The sequence below is a fragment of the Dyadobacter chenhuakuii genome, assembly GCF_023821985.2.
Lineage (GTDB): Bacteria > Bacteroidota > Bacteroidia > Cytophagales > Spirosomataceae > Dyadobacter > Dyadobacter chenhuakuii.
In genome coordinates, this window is the sequence record NZ_CP098805.1 from 4,379,661 (window position 1) to 4,404,797 (window position 25,137).

General features: G+C 43.6%; 21 protein-coding genes and 1 tRNA gene. 9 read left to right on the plus strand and 13 right to left on the minus strand.

Going from position 1 to position 25,137, the window contains the following annotated elements; all coding sequences use genetic code 11:
* The first annotated feature begins 4 nt into the window (after positions 1-4).
* The 3 genes from NFI80_RS18150 to NFI80_RS18160 all read left to right on the plus strand — a co-directional run bounded on the left by NFI80_RS18150 (position 5) and on the right by NFI80_RS18160 (position 4,703).
* Positions 5-793 (plus strand): cysteine hydrolase family protein, encoded by a 789-nt coding sequence (locus NFI80_RS18150; RefSeq protein WP_235165660.1) that lies wholly within the window; start codon positions 5-7, stop codon positions 791-793.
* Positions 794-909: 116 nt separating this feature from the next.
* The gene (uvrA, locus tag NFI80_RS18155) at positions 910-3,774 is read left to right on the plus strand and encodes an excinuclease ABC subunit UvrA (RefSeq protein WP_235165661.1); all 2,865 of its coding nucleotides are present in this window, start codon (positions 910-912) and stop codon (positions 3,772-3,774) included.
* Between the two features lie 92 nt (positions 3,775-3,866).
* A complete protein-coding gene (locus NFI80_RS18160) occupies positions 3,867-4,703 on the plus strand; it encodes a fumarylacetoacetate hydrolase family protein (RefSeq protein ID WP_235165666.1) in 837 nt (278 codons plus the stop codon).
* Positions 4,704-4,767: 64 nt separating this feature from the next.
* Here NFI80_RS18160 and NFI80_RS18165 read toward each other — a convergent pair whose 3' ends face one another.
* The 3 genes from NFI80_RS18165 to era form a co-directional block, all read right to left on the minus strand.
* On the minus strand, positions 4,768-5,151 hold the full coding sequence (locus tag NFI80_RS18165; protein ID WP_235165667.1) for a hypothetical protein: 384 nt from the start codon (positions 5,149-5,151) through the stop codon (positions 4,768-4,770).
* A gap of 325 nt (positions 5,152-5,476) precedes the next feature.
* Positions 5,477-6,787, minus strand: coding sequence for a ribosome biogenesis GTPase Der (der, locus tag NFI80_RS18170; protein ID WP_235161860.1), 1,311 nt, complete (start codon positions 6,785-6,787; stop codon positions 5,477-5,479).
* A 64-nt stretch (positions 6,788-6,851) separates the two neighbouring features.
* Entirely contained in the window at positions 6,852-7,775 is a 924-nt protein-coding gene (era, locus tag NFI80_RS18175) for a GTPase Era (protein WP_235161861.1), read from the minus strand.
* Between the two features lie 160 nt (positions 7,776-7,935).
* Between era and NFI80_RS18180 the strand changes: the two genes are divergently transcribed.
* A tRNA-Met gene (locus NFI80_RS18180) sits at positions 7,936-8,008 on the plus strand.
* Between the two features lie 469 nt (positions 8,009-8,477).
* Positions 8,478-9,203 carry a YozE family protein gene (locus tag NFI80_RS18185; RefSeq protein ID WP_235165669.1) on the plus strand — a complete coding sequence of 242 codons (726 nt, stop codon included), beginning with the start codon at positions 8,478-8,480 and terminating at the stop codon, positions 9,201-9,203.
* 126 nt (positions 9,204-9,329) lie between these two features.
* Here the strand turns inward: NFI80_RS18185 and NFI80_RS18190 are convergent, their stop codons facing one another.
* The 10 genes from NFI80_RS18190 to NFI80_RS18235 form a co-directional block, all read right to left on the minus strand.
* Positions 9,330-10,193 carry a restriction endonuclease gene (locus NFI80_RS18190; RefSeq protein ID WP_235165671.1) on the minus strand — a complete coding sequence of 288 codons (864 nt, stop codon included), beginning with the start codon at positions 10,191-10,193 and terminating at the stop codon, positions 9,330-9,332.
* 8 nt (positions 10,194-10,201) lie between these two features.
* Positions 10,202-10,651, minus strand: a complete 450-nt coding sequence (locus NFI80_RS18195) for a hypothetical protein (RefSeq protein WP_235165672.1) — start codon at positions 10,649-10,651, stop codon at positions 10,202-10,204.
* Positions 10,652-10,768: 117 nt separating this feature from the next.
* The gene (locus tag NFI80_RS18200) at positions 10,769-12,439 is read right to left on the minus strand and encodes an AIPR family protein (protein ID WP_235165675.1); all 1,671 of its coding nucleotides are present in this window, start codon (positions 12,437-12,439) and stop codon (positions 10,769-10,771) included.
* A gap of 206 nt (positions 12,440-12,645) precedes the next feature.
* The gene (locus tag NFI80_RS18205; RefSeq protein WP_235165676.1) at positions 12,646-12,936 is read right to left on the minus strand and encodes a terminase gpP N-terminus-related DNA-binding protein; all 291 of its coding nucleotides are present in this window, start codon (positions 12,934-12,936) and stop codon (positions 12,646-12,648) included.
* A 382-nt stretch (positions 12,937-13,318) separates the two neighbouring features.
* Positions 13,319-14,782, minus strand: coding sequence for a hypothetical protein (locus NFI80_RS18210; RefSeq protein ID WP_235165677.1), 1,464 nt, complete (start codon positions 14,780-14,782; stop codon positions 13,319-13,321).
* 125 nt (positions 14,783-14,907) lie between these two features.
* Positions 14,908-15,384 (minus strand): hypothetical protein, encoded by a 477-nt coding sequence (locus NFI80_RS18215; RefSeq protein ID WP_235165679.1) that lies wholly within the window; start codon positions 15,382-15,384, stop codon positions 14,908-14,910.
* A complete protein-coding gene (locus tag NFI80_RS18220; RefSeq protein WP_235165681.1) occupies positions 15,368-15,670 on the minus strand; it encodes a hypothetical protein in 303 nt (100 codons plus the stop codon). Before NFI80_RS18220 ends, NFI80_RS18215 begins: the two co-directional genes overlap by 17 nt.
* A 47-nt stretch (positions 15,671-15,717) precedes the next feature.
* Positions 15,718-16,014 (minus strand): helix-turn-helix domain-containing protein, encoded by a 297-nt coding sequence (locus NFI80_RS18225; protein ID WP_235165683.1) that lies wholly within the window; start codon positions 16,012-16,014, stop codon positions 15,718-15,720.
* Between the two features lie 202 nt (positions 16,015-16,216).
* Positions 16,217-16,966, minus strand: a complete 750-nt coding sequence (locus tag NFI80_RS18230) for a hypothetical protein (RefSeq protein WP_235165684.1) — start codon at positions 16,964-16,966, stop codon at positions 16,217-16,219.
* A 52-nt stretch (positions 16,967-17,018) separates the two neighbouring features.
* Positions 17,019-18,338 carry a site-specific integrase gene (locus tag NFI80_RS18235; protein WP_235165685.1) on the minus strand — a complete coding sequence of 440 codons (1,320 nt, stop codon included), beginning with the start codon at positions 18,336-18,338 and terminating at the stop codon, positions 17,019-17,021.
* 433 nt (positions 18,339-18,771) lie between these two features.
* Here NFI80_RS18235 and NFI80_RS18240 point away from each other — a divergent pair, with 433 nt between their 5' ends.
* From NFI80_RS18240 to NFI80_RS18255, 4 genes are all read left to right on the plus strand, one after another.
* A complete protein-coding gene (locus NFI80_RS18240; protein WP_235165686.1) occupies positions 18,772-19,665 on the plus strand; it encodes a KilA-N domain-containing protein in 894 nt (297 codons plus the stop codon).
* 124 nt (positions 19,666-19,789) lie between these two features.
* Positions 19,790-20,398: an RNA polymerase sigma factor gene (locus NFI80_RS18245; RefSeq protein WP_235165687.1), complete on the plus strand. Its 609-nt coding sequence runs from the start codon at positions 19,790-19,792 to the stop codon at positions 20,396-20,398.
* A 107-nt stretch (positions 20,399-20,505) separates the two neighbouring features.
* A complete protein-coding gene (locus NFI80_RS18250; protein WP_235165688.1) occupies positions 20,506-21,612 on the plus strand; it encodes a FecR family protein in 1,107 nt (368 codons plus the stop codon).
* Positions 21,613-21,783: 171 nt separating this feature from the next.
* Positions 21,784-25,122 (plus strand): TonB-dependent receptor, encoded by a 3,339-nt coding sequence (locus NFI80_RS18255; RefSeq protein ID WP_235165689.1) that lies wholly within the window; start codon positions 21,784-21,786, stop codon positions 25,120-25,122.
* Positions 25,123-25,137 lie beyond the last annotated feature (15 nt).

Below are 25,137 nucleotides of genomic sequence, written 5' to 3' on the forward strand. Positions count from 1 at the left end.
CCAAATGAAAAAGACAGCACTATTGCTCATCGACGCACAGTTTGATTTTTGTGATCCAAAAGGTGCACTATTTGTGCCCGGTGCCGAGCAGGACGTGGAAAGGATCGCAAAACTGATCGCATTGGAAGGAGAAAAGATCGACGCCATTTTCGCTACGTTGGACACGCATAAAGTCCTGGACATTGCGCATCCGCTGTTTTGGGAAGATGCGAATGGAAATACGGTGGCGCCTTTCACCCGGATTACGGCTGCCAATGTGAAAGCCGGAAAGTGGACGCCGCGCTACGAACGCGATTATGTGATTCAATATCTGGAAACGCTGGAAGCCGAAGGAGAATTCATGCATTTCATCTGGGCGGAACATTGCCTGATCGGCTCCAAAGGCGCTGCACTGGACGATACGATCATGGACGCATTGCTCGCCTGGACACACCGGACGGGGCGGGATTATAAGGCGGCTATCAAAGGAACAAACCCCTTAACTGAGCATTTCGGCGTCTTTCGTGCACAGGTTCCGGTTGCTAATGCGCCCGAAACAGAACTGGATCAGGCATTTTTGGACGAGCTTGCCGCATTTGATCAAATTCTCGTAGCGGGCGAAGCGCGTTCACATTGTGTGGCGACGAGCATCAATCAAATTTTAAAGTATTCCCCTGAATTGGCCCCTAAGGTGACCATTCTGACGGATTGCATGTCCAACGTGACCAATTTCGAAGATGTCGCCGACCCCATTTATGAGGAAGCGGCGCAAAAGGGAATGACTTTTTTGAAGGCAAACGCAGTCCAGCTGTAACAGGGCCGCATCGGAAGATTCCGCCCTGAAATGCCAAACTAAATAAATGTACTTTTGGTTAATATAAAGATCGGTGTGTGACCAAACATGCGCCGGCTATCCCATTGATTTCTCCTATGATGCAATTACCTGTGCCGCGGATTGAAGCTGCCCAATTCGATGATCTGGATCCGAGACAATACATTCTGATCAAAGGTGCCCGAGTTAATAATCTTAAAAATCTTGATGTTGCCATTCCACGGAACAAGCTCGTGGTGATCACGGGCCTTTCCGGTTCGGGCAAGTCTTCGCTGGCTTTTGATACATTGTTTGCCGAAGGGCAGCGCATGTATGTTGAAAGTTTGAGCAGTTATGCGCGGCAGTTTCTGGGCCGGATGGAGAAGCCGGAAGTGGAGTATATCAAAGGAATTTCGCCTGCCATTGCCATTGAGCAAAAGGTGAACACACGGAATCCACGCTCTACGGTGGGGACCTCGACGGAGATTTATGATTATCTCAAATTGCTTTTTGCGCGCATAGGGCACACTTATTCACCGATTTCGGGCGAACTGGTGCGGAAAGACTCGGTTACGGATGTGGTCAATTTCATGCTTGGCCATGAGGAGGGAACGCGGGTCATGATCCTGGCGCCATTGCACATTCGCGAGGGACGCACGCAGGAAGAGGAGCTAACAATTTTATTATCAAAAGGTTATAATAGAATTTATCTCAATGATGAGGTCGTTTCTATTGAAGACATTCTCGAAAACCCGGACAATTATCCGCAGGCCGGAAACCAGGTTTTTATCTTAATAGACCGCGCCGGCATAAAGCACGACGATGAAGACACGCAATATCGGCTTTCGGATTCTGTTCAAACGGCTTTTTTCGAAGGAGAAGGAATTTGCATTGTGCAGGTGCTGAATGGCGAGCACCGGGTTTTTTCGGATAAGTTTGAGCTGGACGGCATGTCGTTTGAAGAGCCTACGGTCAATCTTTTTAGTTTCAATAACCCTTACGGAGCCTGCAAAAGGTGTGAGGGTTTTGGTAAAATATTAGGCATTGATCCAGATCTGGTCATTCCCGATAAAGGCTTATCTATATATGAAGGGGCGATTGCTCCCTGGCGGACCGAAAAAATGGGCGAATGGCTTACGCCGCTTGTCCGCAATGCCGCTAAGTTTGATTTCCCCATTCACAGGCCTTACAAAGACCTTTCAAACGAGCAAAAAGACCTGCTTTGGACTGGTAACCAATATTTTCAGGGACTGAATGACTTCGTCGCTGAACTGGAAACGCAGACCTATAAAATTCAATATCGGGTCATGCTTTCGCGTTTCCGCGGACGCACAACCTGCCCGGATTGCCGCGGATCGCGTTTGCGGAAAGATGCATCATTTGTAAAACTGGGTGGCGCTTCGATCACGGATCTGGTTTTAATGCCGATCAAGGATGTTTCTGCCTTCTTCAAAAACCTGGAAATCAGCGACCATGACCGGCAGATTGCAAGGCGGGTTTTGACCGAAATTGAAACGCGTCTCGATTATATGATCCGCGTAGGCTTGGGTTATCTGACATTAAACCGGCTTACGAGCACATTATCCGGCGGTGAATTCCAGCGGATTAAACTGGCGACTTCACTTGGAAGCGCATTGGTGGGTTCCATGTACATTCTGGATGAGCCGAGCATTGGCTTGCATCCGAGAGACACGCAACGTTTGGTTGGCGTGCTCGAATCTTTGCGCGATCTTGGTAATACCGTGATCGTTGTGGAGCATGAGGAAGAGGTTATGCACGCCGCCGATCAGATCATTGACATTGGCCCGGAAGCCGGAACGGGCGGCGGACACGTTGTTTTTCAGGGCAATTGGGAAGATATTTCTGAGTTGAAAAACAATGGTTATATCGAAAACAGCGAAAACGGCATTCAATCCCACACATTGGATTTCCTGCTGGAAAACGATTCGATTCCGGTTCCGAAAATCAGACGTCAGTCGCTGCACCATTTACAAATCAAAGGCGCACGGGAAAATAACCTGAAAGAACTCGATGTTACCATTCCCCTGAACACGTTAACGGTCGTTACGGGCGTCAGCGGCTCGGGGAAATCAACATTGATCCGTAAAATCCTTTATCCTGCGCTAATGCGTATGAAGGGAGAATTCAGCGAGGAAGTTGGGAAGTTCGACGAGCTCACGGGCAGCATTGACCGCATTGAAGCTGTGGAAATGATTGACCAGAATCCAATTGGAAAGTCATCCCGTTCTAACCCCGTTACATACATTAAAGCTTACGATTACATCCGCCAGATGATGGCCGATCTGCCATTGTCGAAAGCACGCAGCTATAAACCTTCCCATTTCTCTTTTAATGTGGATGGCGGGCGCTGTGAAATTTGCCAGGGCGAAGGCCAGGTGAAGATTGAAATGCAGTTTATGGCCGACATTTACCTTAAATGTGAAGGCTGTAATGGCAAAAGATTCAAGCAGGAAATCCAGGAAGTGCGTTACCATGATAAAGACGTGGCCGAAATCCTGGATATGACCGTGGATGAAGCCATTGAGTTTTTCAAGCCCACTGAACCAAAGCTGGTTGAAAAGCTGATGCCTTTGCAGGAAGTGGGGCTTGGTTATGTAGGCTTAGGCCAATCTTCGAACACATTGTCGGGTGGGGAAGCGCAGCGTGTAAAGCTGGCGTCGTTCCTGGGAAAAGGCTCTTCCAACAAAGGAAAAACCCTTTTTATCTTTGACGAGCCCACAACCGGTCTGCATTTTCATGACATTAAGAAGCTTCTGAAAGCCATTAATGCATTGGTAGACCAGGGTGATAGCGTGATCATTATTGAGCATAATATGGAAGTGATCAAAAGCGCCGACTGGATCCTGGATCTCGGTCCCGAAGGCGGCGATGGCGGCGGTTACCTTACATTTGCCGGAACGCCTGAGGAAATGGCCAAGATCGACGACAATTACACAGCCACATTCCTGAAAGACAAAATCTGATCAAATAGCCTGATTACAGCGAAGAATCGTAGATTATGCAGTAAAGACAATAGGGAAAAGCCTTATTGAACCGAAACCAAAATGCGATTCTTATGAAGTTATATAAAACAGAAAACGGCATCCTGCTGGAAAGCGACGATCTTTTTTATCGTTTGCATGAAACCGACTGGGACGTTGCTGTGAACCGGGATGATCTGTACGATTGGCTCGAAATACAAATTGAAAGCCTCATTCCGATCACATTCACAGACGATATTCCAATGCCGGAAATCCTCGCGCCGATTGGTTCTCAGGAAGTTTGGGCGTCCGGAGTGACTTATTTCAGAAGCCGCACGGCCCGCATGGAGGAATCTGAAAAAGCAGGCGGCGGCAGTTTTTATGACCGCGTGTATGAAGCCGAAAGACCCGAGCTTTTCTTCAAATCGACCGCCTGGCGGGTTATAGGCAACCACGGAACCGTCCGCATCCGCCGGGATTCTACCTGGGATGTGCCCGAGCCCGAACTCACATTATTTGCCTCCTCATCCGGAACATTGGTGGGTTACACCATTGGAAATGATATGAGTTCCAGAAGCATTGAAGGTGAAAATCCTTTGTATCTACCTCAGGCTAAGTCTTATACGGGAAGCGCAGCCATTGGTCCGTGCCTGTATGTGCCGGAATTTCCGCTTGGCGAGAATACGGTGATCGACATTGCCATTGTCCGCTCAGGCGAAGAAGTTTTCAGCGGCGAAGTGACATTATCCCAGATGAAACGCAAGCCCGACGAACTACTCCGTTATCTTTTCCTCGAAATGGCTTTCCCGCACGGCGCTTACCTTATGACCGGCACCGGCATCATCCCCCCATCCGATTTCACATTACAACAAGGCGATATCATTCACATTTCCATCGAGCCCATCGGCACATTGACCAATGTGGTCGGCTGAAAACGAGAAAAGCTGCAACCTTACCAGTTGCAGCTTTTTAATTCATGGTGAATATTAGGTCGGATCAGCTTGGCAATCCGATGAATGCGTAAATCGTGCAGCGAACGAATGAGATCAGTTTGGTAACGATTGAATCATCGGCATCACTGTTTTGCTCACTTGAAAAGAACGAAGAAGGACCTGCTTCCAGGATTCTTTCATTCAATGTCATCGGCTCAGAATTGCTTGTAAACTGAGCAGTAATTGCCGTAACGCGCTTCACACTTGCGTGGTGCTTCACAACATTTGCTGGTTTTGCTTTTTTCGCAATAATGCGTTCGCTTGGCTGCACGCATTCTTTGCCTGCCTGTAACTTTTTGTGGGCTACAAACATATTGTGCGAGTAGCCGGTTGCGCCAGCTTGCAAGCTGAACAAAACTAGGAGTGTTACTATTTTAAGTGTTTTCATGGCTATGTTTCGGTCGTTCAGAAGAAAAATCAGGATGCGATTTCGATGTAACTAATTGACTGTACAAATATATATGTTTTCCTAGGTATCTTGCAATACATAGTACCTTGTTTTTAACAATTTTTAGCAAATATTTTTTGCAGACTAAAAATGTTGAACGGCAGATCCTTCGTATTAACAGATGTAAAGGTAATTCAAAAGGTTGCAGCGGCTGACCAAAAAAAGACGAAACGCGTATTTTACCGGCTGAAATGTAGTAGTTACCCGATAAAACAAAACGCCGGACTCGAAGGCCCGGCGTTTTTCATATAACATTCTGATTCTCTTACTTCTCTCTGAAAAAGATTGTAATAGGAACCCCTGAAAAATCGAAGTTCTCGCGCATCCTGTTTTCCAGGTAACGCAGGTAAGGCTCCTTCACGTGCTTCGGATTGCTGCTGAAAAACACGAACGTCGGCGACGGCGTGGGCAGCTGGATCATATACTTAATGTTGATATACTTTCCTCTATCAGCCGGCGGCGGATATCTTTCGATCTCAGCCTGCATCACTTCATTCAACTTCGAAGTCGTGATTTTCTTGGTTTTGTTTTTATAAACCTCCATCGCCTTTTCCATCACCTGGTGAATGCGTTGTTTTTCAACCACGGAAGCGAAAATGATCGGCATGTAGTTCATTGGAGCAAGTCTTTCCAAAAGCGCTTTTTTAAATGTATCAGCCGTTTTGGAATCCTTTTCAACCAAGTCCCACTTGTTGACCATGATCACAATGCCCTTCTTCGCCTTATCTGCCTGACCGATAATGTTCATATCCTGACCTTCCAGACCTAGTGTCGCATCCAAAAGAATGATACAAACATCCGATTCCTCCATCGCTTTCACCGAACGCAATGTGGAATAATATTCAATGTCTTCGTTAACGCGTGATTTGCGGCGAAGTCCGGCAGTATCCGTTAAGATGAACTCCATTCCGAATGCATTGTAATGCGTGTGAATGGCGTCGCGCGTTGTGCCTGCAATGTCCGTCACAATGCTTCTGTCTGTTCCTGTAAGCACATTCAGGAACGAAGATTTACCCACATTCGGTCTCCCCATGATCGCAATACGCGGGATTCCAGCCTCGGGATCTTCAACGCCCGGTGTCTCAAAATGTGTGATCACCTGATCCAACAACTCACCCGTTCCAAAGCCTGTTTGTGCAGAAATAGCAAATATCTGATCACCAAGCCCTAACTCGTAAAATTCAGCGGCAGACTGGTAACGTTCCTGCGTTTCCGCTTTGTTAGCAACCAAATAAACCGGCTTCTTAACCCGCCTAAGCACATTTGCGAAATCTTTGTCCAGATCCGTAAGTCCCGTCATCGTGTCCACCATGAACAAAACCACCGTGGATTCTTCCAATGCAAGCTCAACCTGCTCACGAATTGCGCCTTCAAAAATATCTTCTGAACCAACGACATAACCGCCGGTGTCAATTACCGTAAAATATTGATCGGTCCATTCACCGTAACCATAATGGCGGTCACGGGTAACGCCGCTCTGGTTGTCCATAATTGCCTTACGACTCTCCGTAAGGCGGTTAAATAATGTGGATTTGCCCACATTCGGACGCCCAACAATTGAAATAATATTTGCCATTTTGTATTAATTAATGTGGTCCAAACGGTTCGCAATCAACCGTCCTTCTTTCTTTTATTATAAATTATTCGTCGTAGCCAAACTGCCTGAGTTTGTTTTCCTTGCTTCTCCAATCCGGCTCAACCCGCACATGTTGTTCCAGAAACACTTTTTTACCAAAAAACGCTTCCATATCAATCCTCGCCTGCGTCCCGATTTTTTTCAGCATTTCGCCTTTTTCTCCTATAATGATTCCTTTCTGGCTTTTGCGTTCCACAAGGATTTCCGCGCGGATAACGATCATGTCGTCCCGTTCTTTAAATTCTGTAATTAAAACTTCGGAGCTGTATGGAATTTCCTGGCGATAATTAAGGAAGATCTTTTCGCGGATCATTTCAGAAGCAAAGAAACGCTCCGGCTTATCGGTTAGTTCATCTTCGCCAAAATACGGCGGGTGAAATGGTAATCTGGTGATTACGGCGTCAAACAGGGTTGCAATGTTCGCTTGATGCAATGCAGAGATCGGCACAATGGCATCCGGTTGGATCGCCGCTTCCCACTCCGCCATTTTCGCATCCACATGCTCCTGATCAGAAAGGTCAATTTTATTCAAAACCAGCACCACCGGCGCATCGGCGCGTTTCAGCAAAGGCAAAACTTCATGATCCGCCACCTTCTCTCCTATTTCCGCCACGAACAAAACCACGTCTGCATCCTCCAATGAACCTTTTACAAAAGTCATCATCGAATCGTGCAGCTTATAAGCCGGCTTGATGACACCCGGCGTATCCGAGTAGACCAGCTGAAACGGGATATCTTCATGCTTCCCATTCAGAATGCCCATGATGCGATGCCGCGTAGTCTGGGCTTTCGAGGTAATTATCGACATCCTTTCGCCCACCAGAACGTTCATTAATGTGGATTTACCAACATTTGGCTTACCAATAATGCTGACGAAACCCGCGCGGTGGTTGCGGAAAGGAACTGCTATTTCTGTCTTTTCTTCCATGTGTTACTTAAAAATCACACAAAAGTACGGTTTTCCGCCCATGAAATTGCTATAAAAGGTTGTGAAGGAGGGTAATTACAAAAAAACTTCAATTATTTATCGGTCAAAAGTTGCGTCATATCCAGTATAGTCGTATGTTTGCACTCCAATTCAACAACACCGCGGGATGGAGCAGTTGGTAGCTCGTTGGGCTCATAACCCAAAGGTCGCTGGTTCGAGTCCAGCTCCCGCTACACAGAAAAAGCCTAATTAGTTATTTATTAACTGATTAGGCTTTCTTCGTTTTACACGTTGGACGGATTATTGGACGGATATTAAAAATCTTTACCTTTTTGGGCATTTCTAAAAAGTTAACAGACGATTACACTAACTAACTTTGCTTTGAATCTATGTTGTATGCTCTGTAGCGGCTACATTAAGCCCTAGTTGTTTAGTATTGCGGGGAACTCTGTTAGTCGGTGAGCAAAGGTTGACAATTGCTTGATCGCTACACACTCGAAAGCATAGTTATTAAAAACTCTCAATTCCGTTGGCGTTGTAAAAAAGTTCTTTAACTTTGGGTGTGGCTCATTCAGGAGCCTGCCGCCCATCATTGCAAAGCTGTATCAGCACTGTCTTCTATAACATTTGTGTTAACTTTTTCTCATTCAGGAGAATGGTTGATGGGTGACATTTTCTTGTGAGATTAAAGGTATTTCACAAATGAAACAGCAAAAACATACGCCTGCTTTTGTAAAGCGCAAGGCGAAAAATCTAAAAAAGGAAAGCGGCATAAGCCACATGAAAGCTCTGAATACAATTTCCATAGAGCTGGGATATCACAACTGGAAACATTTTTTGCAAAGCATAGGGCAGCAATCCATCCCTAACCTAGAAGTGACGAGTGAAGTATATCACCTGAGTTTCACTGACTGGCTGAAAAAGCACAAAAACAGAGATTCCCCTTTGGGTGACTTGGCCTCAGATATGCTGACAGATAATACTTGGCCGCTGTATGAAGCCTTGGACAAATACCTCGACTACATGAGCTTTAGAAACGCACCTCGAGTAGTGGTGGAAACTGTCAAAAGGGCATGGAAATCCTACAAAGCTTATCTGCATAGAAAGAATTCGCCCAAATCAAGCCTTCCTCGTATTGTCAAGCAAAAGCCTAAAAATCACGATCTCCGGAAGATTACATATGTGTCCAATGTTACGCCACTTCACTCTTCAAAGAGAACGGTAGAAAAGTTTGCCGTCGGAGATAAGGCATGGATTTCCTGGGAGGGAAGAAAAGCTATTCCAGTGACAATTATCGAAGTCGATGGCAGATATTATTCCTTTAGAGTAGAACGTCCGTTGAAGAGGGCCGGTAAAGAACATTACCTACGTCTTGACGAGGTTCGCAGCACACCAGAATTAGCCTGTATAAATTACGTTACATGGTAGCCGAGAAGTGTACGACTTATATAAAGCCCGCAGACCGCGGGCTTTATATATCATCTTGTCAAGTAAGGGGTAAGATTACTGCTCGTCATTAAGGCAGCCTAAAGGTTGAGGATTACAACTACTTTGCTAAAGAGTCTTGAACCATTCTTTTTTGATATTAACCTTCTCGATCAGTTCAATATCAACTCCAAGTCTCAATTCTTTCAATTTTTCCGCCAGGTCACTTCCATCCATGAGGTCAATCGGAGGAGCACCATCTCGTTGGGCCTCCTTTTTTGCCTCCCTTGTAAACGTCCCTGTTGTAATAATCAAGCCTTTATCTGCCCTACCTACCATTGCTCCTCTAAAATCACGAATGATGGATGGTGAGACACTCCCTTTGTACCGTTTTGCCTGGAATATTACATGAAATGAAAGAACACCTCCAAGCCGCAGTAGGCCCTTGCCGTCAATACCTCCGTCATTTACTCTTCCAGTTACCTCAACGTTTTGAAATCCTAATTCTCTCAACAGCCGCTGGCATAGCCTTTCAAATGAGCTTGGTGATATATTTTGCAATTCCTCAATTATCTGCTCTTGCCAAGAAAGTCTTTCGATTTCCTCGTTTTCGGCCTCGTCAATTGGTTCAACTTCTTTGGGTGTTTCCTTTGAAAGGCGGCCTTTTTTACTTTCTGCCGCTACCTTTTTATTAACAACATCCTTATCTATAGATTTTGTCTTTAGGCCTTGTTCAGTCAATGCCCATACGCCTCTGGAAGAGTTTTCCAAGAGGCCGTAGTGTTTAAGATAATTTCTCGCCCAGGCTAAGCGATAAGTGAGCTTCGTTGTATTACCTCTATGGATTTCATTGACCTGCTCGTCAGTTAATTTTAGAATTGTTGCAACCTGATCTTCAATTTCATCAACAGATCCAGAACCTCCAAGGACGTGAAGTGCAGTTAACGTCGGATTGAATAAATCACTAAACCTATATTTAAAATGCTCCTTCATGTGCCTAATTAATGAATTTGTTGGTTACCAGTACCAACGCTCGCGATGTAATACCACCTTTCAAATACTTCTTGCTCCATCGATTTAATTTCTTGGTCATCTTTACGCTGTCCTTTTAACCGTTCCTCCCATTTCGCCAAGTTCACTGCTAACCATTCCTTTTGCAAGCCATCTTTTGGTCTTCCAGACGGCTTGGAGTAGGGATTTAAGTTCTCTTCAATAAATGTTACCAAATGGGTTATTTCGTGACGAATACTCACATACCCTGACTCAGATTGCCAGCGTCTACGAATTGATCGCTTTGCATGTAAACTTTCCTCTATTTCCTCATCAATGGTACCATCTATTTCTAACTGCTCTAAATATGCAAGGGCAAGCTGCTCTTTTTGCCATTCAATAAATTCATCTAATTTGCCCGGTAATGGTTCGCCGGGTTGTGCGGCGAAAGGATTCTTCATTCTTTATATGATTTTTGATAAATAACACAATAGATAAAAATATCTAAGTTGGGTTGACTATACCATATGTTAAACATGCAAGCAACAATTGGAAATCCCTTGCAGTAGCGGCATTTGCTAATTTAGTAATCCTTTCAATGTTCTACATTTCGTAAAATTTCGAAACACCTGATGTACCAGTGAAGTAGGAAACAATTCTTCCATTTTGGTTTTTGTTTGTTCTGTAACTTGATCAATTATGGTAGGCAAGGTTGAATCAAAGTATGCATCAAAGTCAAAGTTTGGATCACGTAAAACCTGTTGTCCAATATTTGAAAACACAATATTTAACACAAATCTGTTACAATGAATATAACAACTTTTTTCACGACCTGATGCTGCTTGCTCTTTCAGTTTCAGCTTGTTCGTAACTTCTCTCATAATTTTAACAGCACGCCAAGCTTGTGTAGCAGTAACAGCCGTATTGATAATATCAGTGTAAGGCTGCTTTGATATGTCCTCCCATAACTTTCCAACTTCACGTTTCGCCTGAACCGCTAAATTGATGTCAGGTTTTGCGCATGCTAAAGCTGTTATTACCTCTTCGACATAGCAGTTGGATTCATCCTGTTTAATCACGCCATCTGATCGTTTCAAATGATACACAATTCTTTCAAGTGCTAATTCTGTCTTAAGTCTATCTTGCTCGGGATCAAGTGAAACAAAGTCTTTCTTGTCTATTCGATTTTGCGTATTCGTTTTTTTTGTTACGTTTAATCCGAATTCTGGCGGACAGTTTTCAAGCGAAATTATTTTTATAAAGACATTTAGCTTTCCAATCTGTTCAGGATTTATCTCATAGGCATTTCCAATACTGCCAACAGTTTGTGCGCCGTTTACGATTTTCAAATCGTTAGCTACGAAAATACCCACAGCCCTATCCCCACCACCGACTGGTTTTTTATGTAGACTCTGACATAATGCAGTGATTCCATTGTTATAGAAATAAAAGTTTTCTGGCTCGTTCAGTGCAGTTTCTCTTATGTCCTCATTTACCTCGCTAAATCCAATGAAGTCTCGAATATTATCTGAAAAAAGTCGTCCACGGTTTTCGCTCCACAGTTGCGCCAAGTCATTTCCATTTATTGTCCCGTAAATAGCACTATAAGGCTCCTCTACTTTACCCCAATTTGAAAGAGCTAAATCCGCTTTTATTGGTTGGCCATCAAGTATTCCGACAAGAGATTTATGTGCTTGTTTGAGCGAAAATCTGTTAAAAATAGCTAGTTCAGAAGGATCATTAAGTTCAGCTAGTAAATCATCAATTACGCGTCTATTATGTTCCGAAAATGTGTCTTGTCCGGTGTATGTTAGTACAATTTTTATCTTCACAAGTGGATCTTCCAGTGCCTCAATCACTTCTGCTTCTTTGCCTTTGACTTTCGCGTTAAATCTGTCGAACCTTAAATCTATTAAGTCAGTCACACCATTCTTAAATCGAGAAGTTTCTCCCGTATCAGGTTCCCCGCTTCCGCTTTTTATCCATTTGGACTGCACCAACCATAGCTCTTTGTTTCGTCTGTCAAAATAGATAGCATCAATACCGTTATCATCAAATCCATCAACAATTGCGGAGGATGCTGTTATCGCGTCAATTTGCGCTAATATTTGTAGTGTGTACGAGGCATAAGCTCTTGTCAAAAAAAAATTCTCTTTGTCGTCTTCACTCCTAGCATCTGAAATGTCGATCTTGTCAGAATAAAGCTCAGTTAGTTTCGCTTTGAGATGATTAACGTGTAATTTGCTCACCGTATAAAGATTTGTTAATTGTTTATTACAGCATAGACGAATTGTCCACAGCTTATGTTTCTCTACAAAATACGAATTGCCAATTATATACTCAAATAGAGATATAAGATGTTAATCGACATGTTCAATAGCTAGGTGAATAAGAACCTATTTCGCAAGCAATAGAACTCTAGCACGTTCTTTCATCCAAGATTACTGGCACATCCCTATTTAGCCTTATTTTTTACCTCTGCACGCCTTAAATAATTGGAAACTGTACTTTTACTTACTCCAATCATTTGCGCAATTGTAGTGCACGAAAAACCCCTTCCTCGTAATTCCTTTGCCCGTTGAGGAAGGACTACTTGGTTGGCCCTCGCTTTCCACTCATCCACTTGACTGTACCTCTCCACCGTCCTTGGCGACAAATCCAATAACTTGCCTATTTCTGAAAATGTCAATCCCTTTACATGGTAGTTAAAAGCCCTTTCCTTTATTGTGAGTGTTTTCTTTGCCATAACTGCGTAAATTTTGGTGTGTATTGCTATCAGTTAAACTTAAATTTCAAATAATTAAAATTGCTCCCTGCGTACCCTGCTTTTGCACGATTGCGTATTTTTTAGATGTTTTTTGTATCAGAAGATCGATACCCCTGGTACCAGAAAAGTCGGTTACGTATACTGTTCTATGGCTCTTTTCGACCAAAATCGTCGAACTTTCGGATGATTTAGATCTTTCCGACCTCAAAATTCCCGTTGAATGATGAGGTAAGCGTACTTTTTGTACCGCTTTTGGAAAGACCATACCAATGTGCTGAAAAACCATTATCGAACTTTAATTTTTGCTCCATTGTCGAGCTAACTTCCTACAGCAAGTCTGTTGCATGACCTCGAAGGGTGTTTAAATGCTGTTTAAAGGAGTAACCTCATTAAAATCAACCAATTTTTGCAAGTATTCTCGAGCCTCACTGTAAACCAGGAGCTTTGACTTTATTCCATCCGCAATCCGTGGGATACTTTCTACTGAGATAACCAAGTCTAGCCATTCCCGGCACGGGTTGATCTCCGATGCATGCAATATGTCAGAATAAAGCACCCCTTTGAACATGTAATTGATTATTAGAAATCGATTTGCCTCTTTTGCTTTCATTATGAGCCGTTTTTTATCTCTTCGATTATTACTTTCTGAGTTCCGACATTTTTTTGCTCCTTGCCCTTTGTATTTCTCCGAACAAAACCTGCTACCCCGCTTTTGCTCTGATATGTCTTTTCCACAGCACCGACATATTTTTGAAGTTTCAGTTTTCGACAGATTTTTATCTATCTTCCTTTGTTCCTTCTCTTGACTAGGGACTATTGCACTATTGCATTCAAGTTGTGCAATAGTCCATTCTTTGGTTGCTTCACTTGTTTTCTTAAAATCCGATAATTGTTGCAATAGTCCCTCCTTTTCAGCTTCCTCGAACAACGCAGTCCAAGTATCCGTCAATAGCGTTTGTAGCATCCCTGCATAGTTGAAAGCGTTACACTTTTGTAAGAGACTCGGTAGCCGTTTCCGCATATTGTACCGCTTCCGCTTGTCAAACCGCCGCCACTTATCCCGGTCACGCAGCAAGCCGTAAAGCGCATGATCAGAATCTGACAATAGCGAAACATCGGCGTCAATGTCCACAAAGATCATTTTGTCAAGTACAGTCGCCATCAAATCCAACAAGGGAGACACCTTTTCCCGCACCGTCAGATCGGCCAAAGTCTTTATATTACAACTTCTTAACCACCTCATTCGGTTGGTCGCTATCTCAAACCTTAGCAGGTTGCTGACCTCCTGGAACTTTTGTATATGAACATCCGTAGCGGCCTGCAATGCCTTATCATAGAGTTTTATATCAAAGTCGAATGAAGGGCATAGTCTGCCTAGGAGGGGCCTACGGGCATTGATCACTTCAAAGCTTTTATCCGAGTATGAGATCAGAGAGGTAAGTATTTTCTTCACCTCAAACGGCACGTACACATTAACCCCAATCTCCATATTCTCAATGTGGGTATTAGCCGGACACACTGCAAAGCGCATTTCCAAATCATGCACTACGTCAACCAAATCATTAAAAGTGAACTGATTGCAATTATGATTACCGTTGTTAAAATACTTGTGAAGCGATCCTCGAATAGTCATTCCGGTCGTTCCATCAGGATAAGGCTTTATTTCAAATCGCAGGCCTTTGTATAGTGCCTTTTTTACTTCATTTATTGGCTTGCCTGTCTTGGGATTAACCTTAACAGCAAACCGTCCGGCCAAATCTTCGCAGTTAAGCCACAAAGAAGGGTCTACGCCGAAAACCCGCAGGTTAACGCCATCAATTGCCATGATTTAGTAGTTATTGGTTATAATGTGTGTAACGATGCATTAGTGACCTTCTTCCAAGGTGTATTACTCCTTATCAAAGCAATCATGGTTCTAGGATGGAGGTCTTTCAGTCAACTAATTACATCTTATCGCTTATATACTTGACGTAAGCGGAACAGTTCCACTTGTGTCAAGGCAAGTTTGTTAATGTTGTTCTCTTTTGCGAAATCTCTTCTCTTTGGTGTTCCAAATCTATCTAACTCCAAGTCGTATACGTTAGTTAGAGCCTCGCATGCTTTATGCAAGTATTCACCTATTGTTTTCCATACTGCAATATCTCTCGTTCTACTTGGATGTAGGAGAAACCAAGCACCGGCAACTAGGTTGTCAGCAAACATGATACTTGCGCAATCGGTTGAAACAGGAGCCGTAATAGGCAATCCTATTGGATACGCTCCTAATGCTTTTCTGACTGCCCGCTCACAGGTATATACACCCTTTACCTTTCCTTTTTTTAGTAAATTATGAGCATGCTGCGTATAAGTCATCGACTCGAAAAACACCGCCGTCTTTTCTTCTATCAAATAAGGCACCTTCTTACCCTTTTTACATGTGTCTTTCATACTGTATACTGTCTACTGTGGAACAAATACTATCCAATGCACTCTCTAAAAGATTCTCAATCGTCTCAATGTCAGCCGTCTCTACTTCACCTTGCCATAAGACAGCTAAGAATGCCGAGATAAGTGAATCGGCGCAATGGATTGCGGTTTTAATCTCATTAGGAAGGAGACAAACGCCGAATGGATAACCCTCTAAACTATTTACCAACATCATTATTGAGTAGGGATAATTGTCTATGATAGTAAAAGGTGGCTTGACCTCCGGCAACAAATCAAGTGCGGCCATAATAAACGACTTTTTACGTTCAATGATAGGAGGGATTGAGTTAATGCTCATTTTGAGACCCCTCCTTTTCCCGTAGCTTTCGCTGCCTGCAAAACCTCTGACTCAATATACCTCACTTGGTTACCTAAGCGATGAGGTTTTAAAATACCCTGCTTAGACCAAGCCCAAACGGTTGGAAGTGATATTTTAAGAAACTTTCCCACTTCCTCACGCGTCAAAAATACCGTTTGGTCGGGTGGGCTAACTCTTGCTCCTAATTCATCCAGTCGCTTATTTACGCTACCGAACAGCTCTAATAGTGTTTGAGCTGTCAAACCCTCTACTTGCAAAATTTGTCTTTCCATGATCATGTTTTATTTACTTTATTTTAATGAACATGACAAAGGTCGCTGGTTTCAAAAAAAAGGTACGGACTCCGACGGACAACTAAATATCCTTGCCTTAAATAGTCCGATTTTTAATATAATTCACTGATGGTCAACAGCATATCAATACTTCATCTCCATTCCTTAATAAATTTCGTCAATTGCAGTCCGTTTCCTTACTTCAAACATTTGATTTATAGCCTTTTAAAATCTTAACATATTGCGCTAGGTATTCATCATGTTTTGTGGACTCTTTGAGTTTTGTATATGGAATATTCAACTTTTTTTGAAGTAACTCGCTTATCTCGATTAGTGACCTTTCGCTTTTTAAAAGCTCATCATTCAAGGCGACGCAAAAAGCATGGAGTCTATATTTTGGCAAGCTTGACCTATCGATGTATATTCCGTTCTTATCCGCTATTCGACAGTCTAGAAGGCACTTATTAGCTATTTCAGTATATTGGTCGTTAAATAAATCCTCGAATTTCTGAGGCTTTATCCTTTTAACTTTCCTAACAGCGGATTTATCCGGTGATGGATCAATGGAGTGACCATTTCTAGAAGATTTCAATTTGTTATCTTCACTACCATGTTGTGGTGGAGTTCCGTCTAAAATCTCACAAACCGGGCCGAGCAATTTCGTGTTGTCATTTTGACCAAAAGCCCCTTGCATCAAAAGCAGTATGTTTTTAGCCTCCGCCGGAGAAAGACCGTATTTATCTAAAACAGCAGGCAGGTAATGAAAAACGGGGTTCTCTTTGTAGCCGACGTTAGGCCCGTCATGCTCTCTATTATATTCCGTATAAGGCCCGTCAACACCTAGCATTTGAAAGAGGTGGGGCGGCCCCTTAACAGTTGAGCCAATTTTTACAACTTGATCTTTAAGCCCTAATAACTCTAATGCTATTTGTAGTCGTTCGTCACTTGTCATTTGGTTTATTACAATCTGTTACTAGTTAATTATCTATCATTCAATTAATTGGCTACATAGCTTCCCTAAACACCCCTCTATCAAATTGTTTTTTCATCAAAATTGCATGCTCTTCTTGCGTCACTTTTATGTATTTGTTGAAAGATTTTTCAGTTGCATGCCCAGTTACCGCCATAATTGTTTTTGCCGGTATTCCTCTCAAATACATGTTAGTAGCAAATGACCGTCGGGCAGTATGCGTTTTAACAAGTTCCCATTTCGGAACAGTTTTGGTAATTCTCTTGCCTCCTTTTGTAATGGAAATACTTTCTAGTGTTTCCCATTTTGCAAGCTTGCAGACCTCCTTTATATAATCATTCATTTTTTGGTTGGAGATGGCACAGGGTAAATTACCGTCATATTTCTTAAACATTTCTTCGACGATCGGGAAGCAAGGAATAACAACCTTTCCTAACGTCTTGTTTTGTTCTATTCGAATGAAGCCATTCTTTATTTGGCTTGATTTCAAAGTAGTTAAGTCTGAAAATCGCAAGCCGGTATAACATCCTACCAAAAACAAGTCCCGCACTTGCTCTAACCTTTTATTGTTAGACAAGTCGATTTTTGCTATGTCTTGCAACTCCTTTTCAGAGAGGTAAATAGAATCTGACTCCTCATTAGTTACCTTAAATTTAAGGCTCTGGTGCGCTTTATTGTCACTTTTACCATAGGTTAACGCATCATTCAACCAGACTTTTAAGGTCTGAATGTATTTCCCTATGTTATTTACTGAAAACTCCTTTTGCTCCAAATACTGCTTGAAGTCGGTATAAAAGACAATATCAATCGTGCTAAAATCAACAACCCGGTCATAGCCGCTCGCGAATTCTTTCAGTACTGAAAAAACCGTGTTATACTTTTGTATCGTCCTATGGGTAATCTTAGTACCCTTTGAGTTCGTTCGTTCAGGCGATTTGTCAATAAACTCCTGAATAAACCTATAAAGCTTTGGAACGGTATCTGTCTCGACCTCTTTCGGGTTTTTCCAATCGTCTATTGCTTGCTTGACAGCCTCCTTCGTGACTGCCACCCGCTCAGACTTCATCTCATTTAAGAGCCTAGAAACCTCATGCTCCATATCAGACAGGTATTTGTTCACCTGATCTTTATTAGACGCAGACAACACGTTTTTCACTCGCTGCCGTCCCTGACTTACAAGTTTGCCTGCCTTGTCGTACTTAGCACCGTCCCAATGCTCGGGAAGAACCTTAAAACCAGTTGACACTTTTATTCTGTCGTTGTTGAATCTTATAATGCCATAGATAGGGGTTTCTGCTTTTGCCTTTGGATCATGCAGGATGTAAGTAATTTGAGAGGTAGTTTTCCTTGCCATAGATTAAGAATTTGAACACGGTCAAAAGTACTTATTCTATTTAATCCGTCCAACGGATTGGACGGAATATTGGACGGAATTATTTAATTTACTTTAATTCACTCAAATCTAATTTAACTTCTTCACCTATCAAAAGAGCCGTTTTCACATCAAATGAGGGCATTTTTGATAGTTTTAAGATCGTTAACCAAAAAGCGAGATTTGAACATGTTGAGTCCAGCTCCCGCTACAAGAAAAAGGTCGCAAACGAAAGTTCGCGGCCTTTTTGCGTTTTTGGGCTTATTTGGATTTCCCTACCAAGCTATCTTTCTGTTATGCTACCTTGCCCTAGTCGATGCTAACCCGCTTAATAAATGAGGCTAACCGCATATTTTTTCCCTAAACCAAGCTCCGCAATGGTTTCATAGATTTGATTTTTACCAAATCAGCAGATATGACCACGGCACCATCTCAAAAAAGAAAACTTAACGTAAAGGGAATTTCTATCACATTAGACATTGCCGATAATGGCGACGACTTTATCTCACTTTCCGATGTGGCCAAAGGTTTTGATGGCGGAACTGCTTTGATAGAACAATGGATAAGAAATAAGAATACTATTGAATTCCTGGGAATATGGGAAACTATTAATAATCCTGATTTTAATTCCCCCGAATTCGAGGGAATTAAAAGTGAAGCCGGGACTAATCGTTTCATGATGTCTGCCAAACAATGGATTAACAAAACACATGCAATTGGAATCTCTGCGAATGCCGGACGATATGGCGGCACTTTTGCTCACAAGGATATCGTATTGGAATTTTGTGCGTGGCTAAGTCCTGAGTTTAAATTTCTTTTGATCCGAGAATTTCAACGATTAAAAGAACAGGAGGCAGCAACTAACAACCACGAGTGGAACCTTAAAAGAATGCTAAGCAAAGTCAATTACAGAATTCACACCGACTCCATCAAACACAACTTGATTCCTTTTCTGAACACATCAAAAGAGAACGAGAAATTTGTGTATATAAATGAAGCGGAACTCTTAAATGTTGCGTTGTTCGGCATCACGTCGAAAGAATGGAAGCAAAAGAATGTTCAGCTGGCTTCAAACGGCCTTAATATAAGAGATATTGCAGATTTGCATCAATTGACTGTACTATCAAACCTTGAAAGTTACAATGCTATATTAAACAGCAATAATATACCAGAGGAAACCAGATTTGAAGAGCTGCGAAAGACTGCATTAACACAGCTGGCGACATTGAGGTCAATGGCTCATCCTGAACATTACCTATTGCAAAGCAATCAGCAGGCTGGTAACCCAGACCAACCTCCCAAAATTTAAATCAAAACATTACCAGGCAAATAAGCAGAAAACGCTTGTCCGTGTCTTTTATCATTACGCCATGATAAAGTCGGATTTCCTGAGGGTTGATCCGTTTTCGTACACGTTTCAATAGGTGTTTTCAATGAGGTTCGTTGCCAGCAATATTCAAAAAGAGCAGAAAGAGATTGCTTTGTGGCATGAGATGCTGGCTGGGAATGTTGCGGCTTTTGAAATGCTGATCGATGTTACCTATGATCTTTTGTTTCAATATGGAAATAAATTCTGCCGGGATAGGGAGCTGATTAAGGATTGCATTCAGGATGTGTTTCTGGAAATTTGGGAGAAAAAAAGCAGTCTTAATCCTGACATTCCACCCAAAGCCTATCTGCTGGCCTCATTAAGGCGGCGGCTGCACCGGATGGTTCAGAAAAACCGGATGCTGTTTCTTGATCATTTGCTGCCAGACGAAGGTTTCGACATTGGTTTTCATGCAGAACATTCATTTATAGAGTCCGAGCAAGACCAGCAGCTTGCTTCCCAAATCACGCATATGCTTAACGGATTGCCCAAAAGGCAAAAAGAGGCGGTTTACCTGAAATTTTTTGAAGATATGGACCGGGATGAGATCGCGGCCATTATGGAAATTCACCCGCAGTCGGTATCTAACCTGCTGCAAACTGCCTTTAAATTCCTCAAAACACAATGGCGGTCCGTTGTATCGCTATTTCTTCTGCTTCGGTTTATCGATTAATCAAACCCAAGCTTTCGCCTTCCCAATAAATTTTTAAAAAAAGATAAAAAAATACAGTATCAGATCCTGTGTGTTGTCTAATGCTATTTAAATGACAACATTTTGACATGGATCAATACCATAATTTTACTTTGGAGGACTTTCTTTGGGACCCGGCTTTTCGGAACTGGGTGCTGAAACCGACCAGAGAAGATGAGGAAAACTGGCAAAACTGGTTGGCAGCCCATCCCAACAAAATGGAAATGGTCCGCAGCGCTCGCGATCTGGTGCTTGCAATTGCACCAACTTCGGCTCTTCTGTCAAATTTTGAAAAGGAAAATGCAGTTCGCCAGATCATTGGAAATATCAAAAGTGAAGACGAATTTGTTGAGACTTCACGGAAAATACGCCTATTCCAGCCCTTAATGAGCATAGCCGCCGTGCTGATTGTCGTAGCCGGTATGAGTTACACTTTCTGGACTTACAGCCACAAGCAACAAATCAATTACGACGAGCTAGTTTCCTCCGCCGCCGCGCCGCTCATTGAAAAGACAAATCAGACCCAAAAGCCTTTGTCGATCTCACTTGCAGACGGTAGCAGCCTGCAACTTGATCCGGGCAGCAAAGTGAGCTATCCCGCAGATTTTAAAACCGGAAAAAGAGAAGTTTACCTCTCCGGAAAAGCGTTTTTTGACATTGCTAAAGATCCATCCCGGCCATTTTTTGTATATGCTAATGAGGTGATTACCAAAGTTTTGGGCACTAGCTTTACTGTGCGGTCCTATGCTAACGAAAAGGAAGTTTCGGTAGCAGTGAAAACCGGGCGCGTTGCCGTTTTCACGCGGAAAGATCCGGAAATCAATGAAAAAAAGGATTCCAGGGAACTGACGGGCGTGGTGATCGAGCCTAATCAGCAAATTGTGGTGGTACGTGAGTCAGTAAAAATCACCAAAAGCCTCATTCCCAGCCCGGAATTGGTGGATAGCAATGTTAGCCCCCACAATTTTGAATTTGATGAAACACCCGTTTCCAATGTCTTCGCGGAATTGCAGAAGGCTTATGGCATTGAAATCATTTTTGACAAAAACGTCATGAACGGCTGCCCTATCACGGCGCGGCTTACGGAAATGACATTATACGAAAAATTAGACCTTGTATGCAAGGCAGTTGGCGCGCGTTACGAGCTCATCGACGGCCGCATTATCATTGAAGGAGAAGGTTGTAAGGATCATTAAAAAATGGCCGGTAATGGTGGAACATTACCGGCTGTGTAAGTAACCCCCGAAGTTTTGCCGACTGTCATCCTTGGAAAGATGCGGGGGAAAGTTTTTGCCAATAATCAATTAACAAAACTGTTCAAAACTATGAAAATACCAGTACAGTTCAATCGTAAACTGTTGTTTCTTATGCGGATAAGTTTGGTTCAGCTCGTGATTTCACTGTGGTTCATCGGAACGGCCACGGCTGTGGACGTGCGCGCCCAGGAGCTGCTGACCAAAAAAATCAGTTTGCAAGCGCAGGAGCAGGATGTAAAAAAAGTGCTCAGCCTCATCGAAAAGCAGGCTGGCGTGCGGTTTATTTTCAGCTCAAAAGTGATCCAGTCAAGCAGGAAAGTGACGGTTCAGCAATCAAACCAGGAGCTTTCCAAAGTGCTGAATGATTTCCTGGTTCCGCTTGGGCTTACTTATGAAGTTTCGGGTAAAAATATTGTGATCCGGCCATCGGAAACGCCAAAACCGGCGACGGATAATGCGGAAGCCTCGCTGAAACCGGAATTTTCAAAACCTGCCGAGATCACCATTAAGGGAAAAATCACCGATTCGGAAACGAAGGAACCTTTGCCTGGTGTAAACATTCTGATCAAGGGCACGCAATCGGGCACGTCCACCGACGCTACGGGAAGTTATACATTGTCTGTGCCGGATGCCAACACAGTTTTAGTGCTAAGCTTTGTGGGTTACGAGCCGCAGGAAGTGAAAGTTGGCAGCCGCACGGAGATCGACATTATGTTGAAAACGGATCAGAAATCACTCGAAGAAGTGCTTGTTGTGGGTTATGGAACGGTAAAGAAAAGTGACGTTACAGGTTCTGTTTCTTCTGTAAAATCCCAGGAATTGACGGCATATCCCGCATTAGGAACGGTTCAGGCATTGCAGGGACGTGCGGCCGGGGTTCAGATCCAGTCAAATAATGGTGAGCCGGGGTCCAATTTCAAAGTGCGGATCAGGGGCGGGACTTCTATTAATGCCAGCAGCGATCCTATTTATGTGGTGGACGGCTTTGTGGGCGGTGCTATTCCGCCTCCGGAAGACATTGAATCGATTGAAATATTAAAAGATGCTTCTGCCACAGCTATTTACGGTTCGAGGGGAGCGAATGGGGTGATTATGGTTACGACTAAAAAAGGTCAGTCGGGTAAGCCAAAGATTGAGTTTAACACTTCATTTTCTACGCAAAAAGAAATCAACAGGCTGGACCTGCTCAATGCGAGCCAGTTTCTGGATTACGTAAAAGAAGTGCGGCCGAATGTGGTTGACCAGGGTGCGGACACGGATTGGCAGGATGAAGTTTTCCGTCGCGGCGGGATCCAAAACCACCAGCTTTCGGTGGCTGGCGGAAGCGAGGCTGTGAAATATTATGTATCTGGGGCCTATTATGATCAGAAAGGCGTCATTCTGAATTCGGATTACAACCGGTTTTCGATCACGAGTAACATTGACATTCAGGCTGCCAAGCGCTTGAAACTGGGACTTAACCTGTTTGCACAACGTGTTTCACGCAATCAGTCGCGTACGCAGGAAGGTTCGAGCGGACTTACGCCGGGAGTAACTTCCTCTGCATTCAAATTTGAACCCGATCAGCCGATCATGGGTGCTAACGGCCGTTTTACGGTGGCTCGCTTAAATGACCCGATCGATAACCCTTACGCCATCGCCACGCAATTGCAGAACGAATCACTCAGTGACCGCGTGCAGGGCAACCTTTATGCAGAATACAGCTTTTGGGACGATTTGAAATTCCGCATCACATTAGGCGCGACTACAAACAGTGGCAGAGCAGGAGAATTCACCCCTACAACATTGAACGACGGTCGTAATGTAGGCGGGTCGGCATCTGTTATCGGCACAAAAAGCACATTGCTGCTGAACGAAAACTATTTGACCTACACCAAAAAAATCGGCACTAACCATGACCTTTCGGCCATGCTCGGATATTCCTATCAAACGTCTTCGAGCGAAAGATGGGGCGGAACGGGCCAGTCATTCATTACGGATGCGGTTTCTTACTGGAACCTGGGCGGCGCTTCGGTGTGGCAGAGTCCGGTTTCCAGCCTTACCGAATGGCAGCTGGCTTCCTATTATGCGCGGTTGACTTATGGTTTGCTGGACCGTTATCTTTTCACGGCCAACATTCGTCAGGACGGCTCTTCGAATTTTAGTAAAAACCATAAATGGGCAACATTCCCCTCAGGTGCATTTGCGTGGAAAATTTCCAGCGAGCCGTTTATGCAGAATGTAACGGCAATCAGTCAGTGGAAATGGCGTGTGAGTTATGGGTTGACTGGTAATCAGGCTATTGAGCCTTATCAAACCATGTCTCGGTTCTCGAATGTGTATACCATTATCAATGGCGTGCCGGTCAATGCCGTGCGTCCTACCACCGTTGCTAACGACGACCTGACCTGGGAAACTACACACCAGTTCGACATCGGAACTGATTTCAGCATGCTGAACAACCGACTGAACATTACCGCAGATTACTATCGCCGCGTAACCAAGGATCTGCTTTTCAGTGTGCAGCTGCCACAATATTCTGGTTACAGCAACCAATTGCAGAACATTGGATCGGTGGAAAACAAAGGATTTGAACTTACTGTGAACACGCGAAATCTGGTGGGCGAGTTCAAGTGGAATACGGACATTAACTTCTCCCTGAACCGCAACAAAGTTTTGTCCTTACCAAACGGAACGGACATTCTGTATGCGTCGGGCCCGGGGCATTTGGTGGGATTAGGTCAAACACAAATCCTGCGTGAAGGCCAGCCGGTGGGCGCTTTTTATGGATGGATTTATGACGGCGTGTATCAGGAAGGCGACAGCTTTGTTCCGGGTGGTGGTTTTGAAACGGCTGCGGGTGGTGAAAAATTCAGGGATATTGATGGCAAGAAAGATGGCCAGCTGACCGGCCAGCCCGATGGCACGCTGAACAGCGACGACCGCACGATCATTGGTAACCCGCATCCGAAATATACGTGGGGACTAAGCAACGATTTCAGCTGGAAAGGCATCGATCTTAACATATTCTTCCAGGCATCGCAGGGCAATGATATGCTTAATTATACGCTGATGGAGCTGAATCTCTTGTCAGGGATTAATAATGCGACGACAGAAGCATTGAACCGCTGGACACCTACAAACACAAATACCAATGTTCCAAAAGCCATGGCAGGCCGCACAAGACGTGTGTCAACGCGCTGGGTAGAAGATGGAAGTTTTGTCCGTTTGAAAAACATTGCATTGGGCTACAACATTCCAAAATCGGTTACGGACAAGCTGCATATCAGCAAGTTGCGCATTTATGCGAGTGCACAAAATATACTGACTTTCACAAAATACAAAGGTTTTGATCCGGAGGTGAACTACTCGTCGGATGGAAATACGGACAGTAACCGTAACCTGGGACTGGATTATGGCAGTTATCCAAATGCCAAGTCTTACACGATTGGCTTGAATGTTGGTTTTTAATTCCTGACTCTTAAT

Excerpts from the sequence above, each read along its gene's own strand:
- NFI80_RS18150 (WP_235165660.1), top strand. The coding sequence starts at position 5 with ATGAAAAAGACAGCACTATTGCTCATCGACGCACAGTTTGATTTTTGT.
- uvrA (WP_235165661.1), top strand. The coding sequence starts at position 910 with ATGATGCAATTACCTGTGCCGCGGATTGAAGCTGCCCAATTCGATGAT.
- NFI80_RS18160 (WP_235165666.1), top strand. The coding sequence starts at position 3,867 with ATGAAGTTATATAAAACAGAAAACGGCATCCTGCTGGAAAGCGACGAT.
- NFI80_RS18165 (WP_235165667.1), bottom strand. The coding sequence starts at position 5,151 with ATGAAAACACTTAAAATAGTAACACTCCTAGTTTTGTTCAGCTTGCAA.
- der (WP_235161860.1), bottom strand. The coding sequence starts at position 6,787 with ATGGCAAATATTATTTCAATTGTTGGGCGTCCGAATGTGGGCAAATCC.
- era (WP_235161861.1), bottom strand. The coding sequence starts at position 7,775 with ATGGAAGAAAAGACAGAAATAGCAGTTCCTTTCCGCAACCACCGCGCG.
- NFI80_RS18185 (WP_235165669.1), top strand. The coding sequence starts at position 8,478 with ATGAAACAGCAAAAACATACGCCTGCTTTTGTAAAGCGCAAGGCGAAA.
- NFI80_RS18190 (WP_235165671.1), bottom strand. The coding sequence starts at position 10,193 with ATGAAGGAGCATTTTAAATATAGGTTTAGTGATTTATTCAATCCGACG.
- NFI80_RS18195 (WP_235165672.1), bottom strand. The coding sequence starts at position 10,651 with ATGAAGAATCCTTTCGCCGCACAACCCGGCGAACCATTACCGGGCAAA.
- NFI80_RS18205 (WP_235165676.1), bottom strand. The coding sequence starts at position 12,936 with ATGGCAAAGAAAACACTCACAATAAAGGAAAGGGCTTTTAACTACCAT.
- NFI80_RS18210 (WP_235165677.1), bottom strand. The coding sequence starts at position 14,782 with ATGGCAATTGATGGCGTTAACCTGCGGGTTTTCGGCGTAGACCCTTCT.
- NFI80_RS18215 (WP_235165679.1), bottom strand. The coding sequence starts at position 15,384 with ATGAAAGACACATGTAAAAAGGGTAAGAAGGTGCCTTATTTGATAGAA.
- NFI80_RS18220 (WP_235165681.1), bottom strand. The coding sequence starts at position 15,670 with ATGGCCGCACTTGATTTGTTGCCGGAGGTCAAGCCACCTTTTACTATC.
- NFI80_RS18225 (WP_235165683.1), bottom strand. The coding sequence starts at position 16,014 with ATGGAAAGACAAATTTTGCAAGTAGAGGGTTTGACAGCTCAAACACTA.
- NFI80_RS18230 (WP_235165684.1), bottom strand. The coding sequence starts at position 16,966 with ATGACAAGTGACGAACGACTACAAATAGCATTAGAGTTATTAGGGCTT.
- NFI80_RS18235 (WP_235165685.1), bottom strand. The coding sequence starts at position 18,338 with ATGGCAAGGAAAACTACCTCTCAAATTACTTACATCCTGCATGATCCA.
- NFI80_RS18240 (WP_235165686.1), top strand. The coding sequence starts at position 18,772 with ATGACCACGGCACCATCTCAAAAAAGAAAACTTAACGTAAAGGGAATT.
- NFI80_RS18245 (WP_235165687.1), top strand. The coding sequence starts at position 19,790 with ATGAGGTTCGTTGCCAGCAATATTCAAAAAGAGCAGAAAGAGATTGCT.
- NFI80_RS18250 (WP_235165688.1), top strand. The coding sequence starts at position 20,506 with ATGGATCAATACCATAATTTTACTTTGGAGGACTTTCTTTGGGACCCG.
- NFI80_RS18255 (WP_235165689.1), top strand. The coding sequence starts at position 21,784 with ATGCGGATAAGTTTGGTTCAGCTCGTGATTTCACTGTGGTTCATCGGA.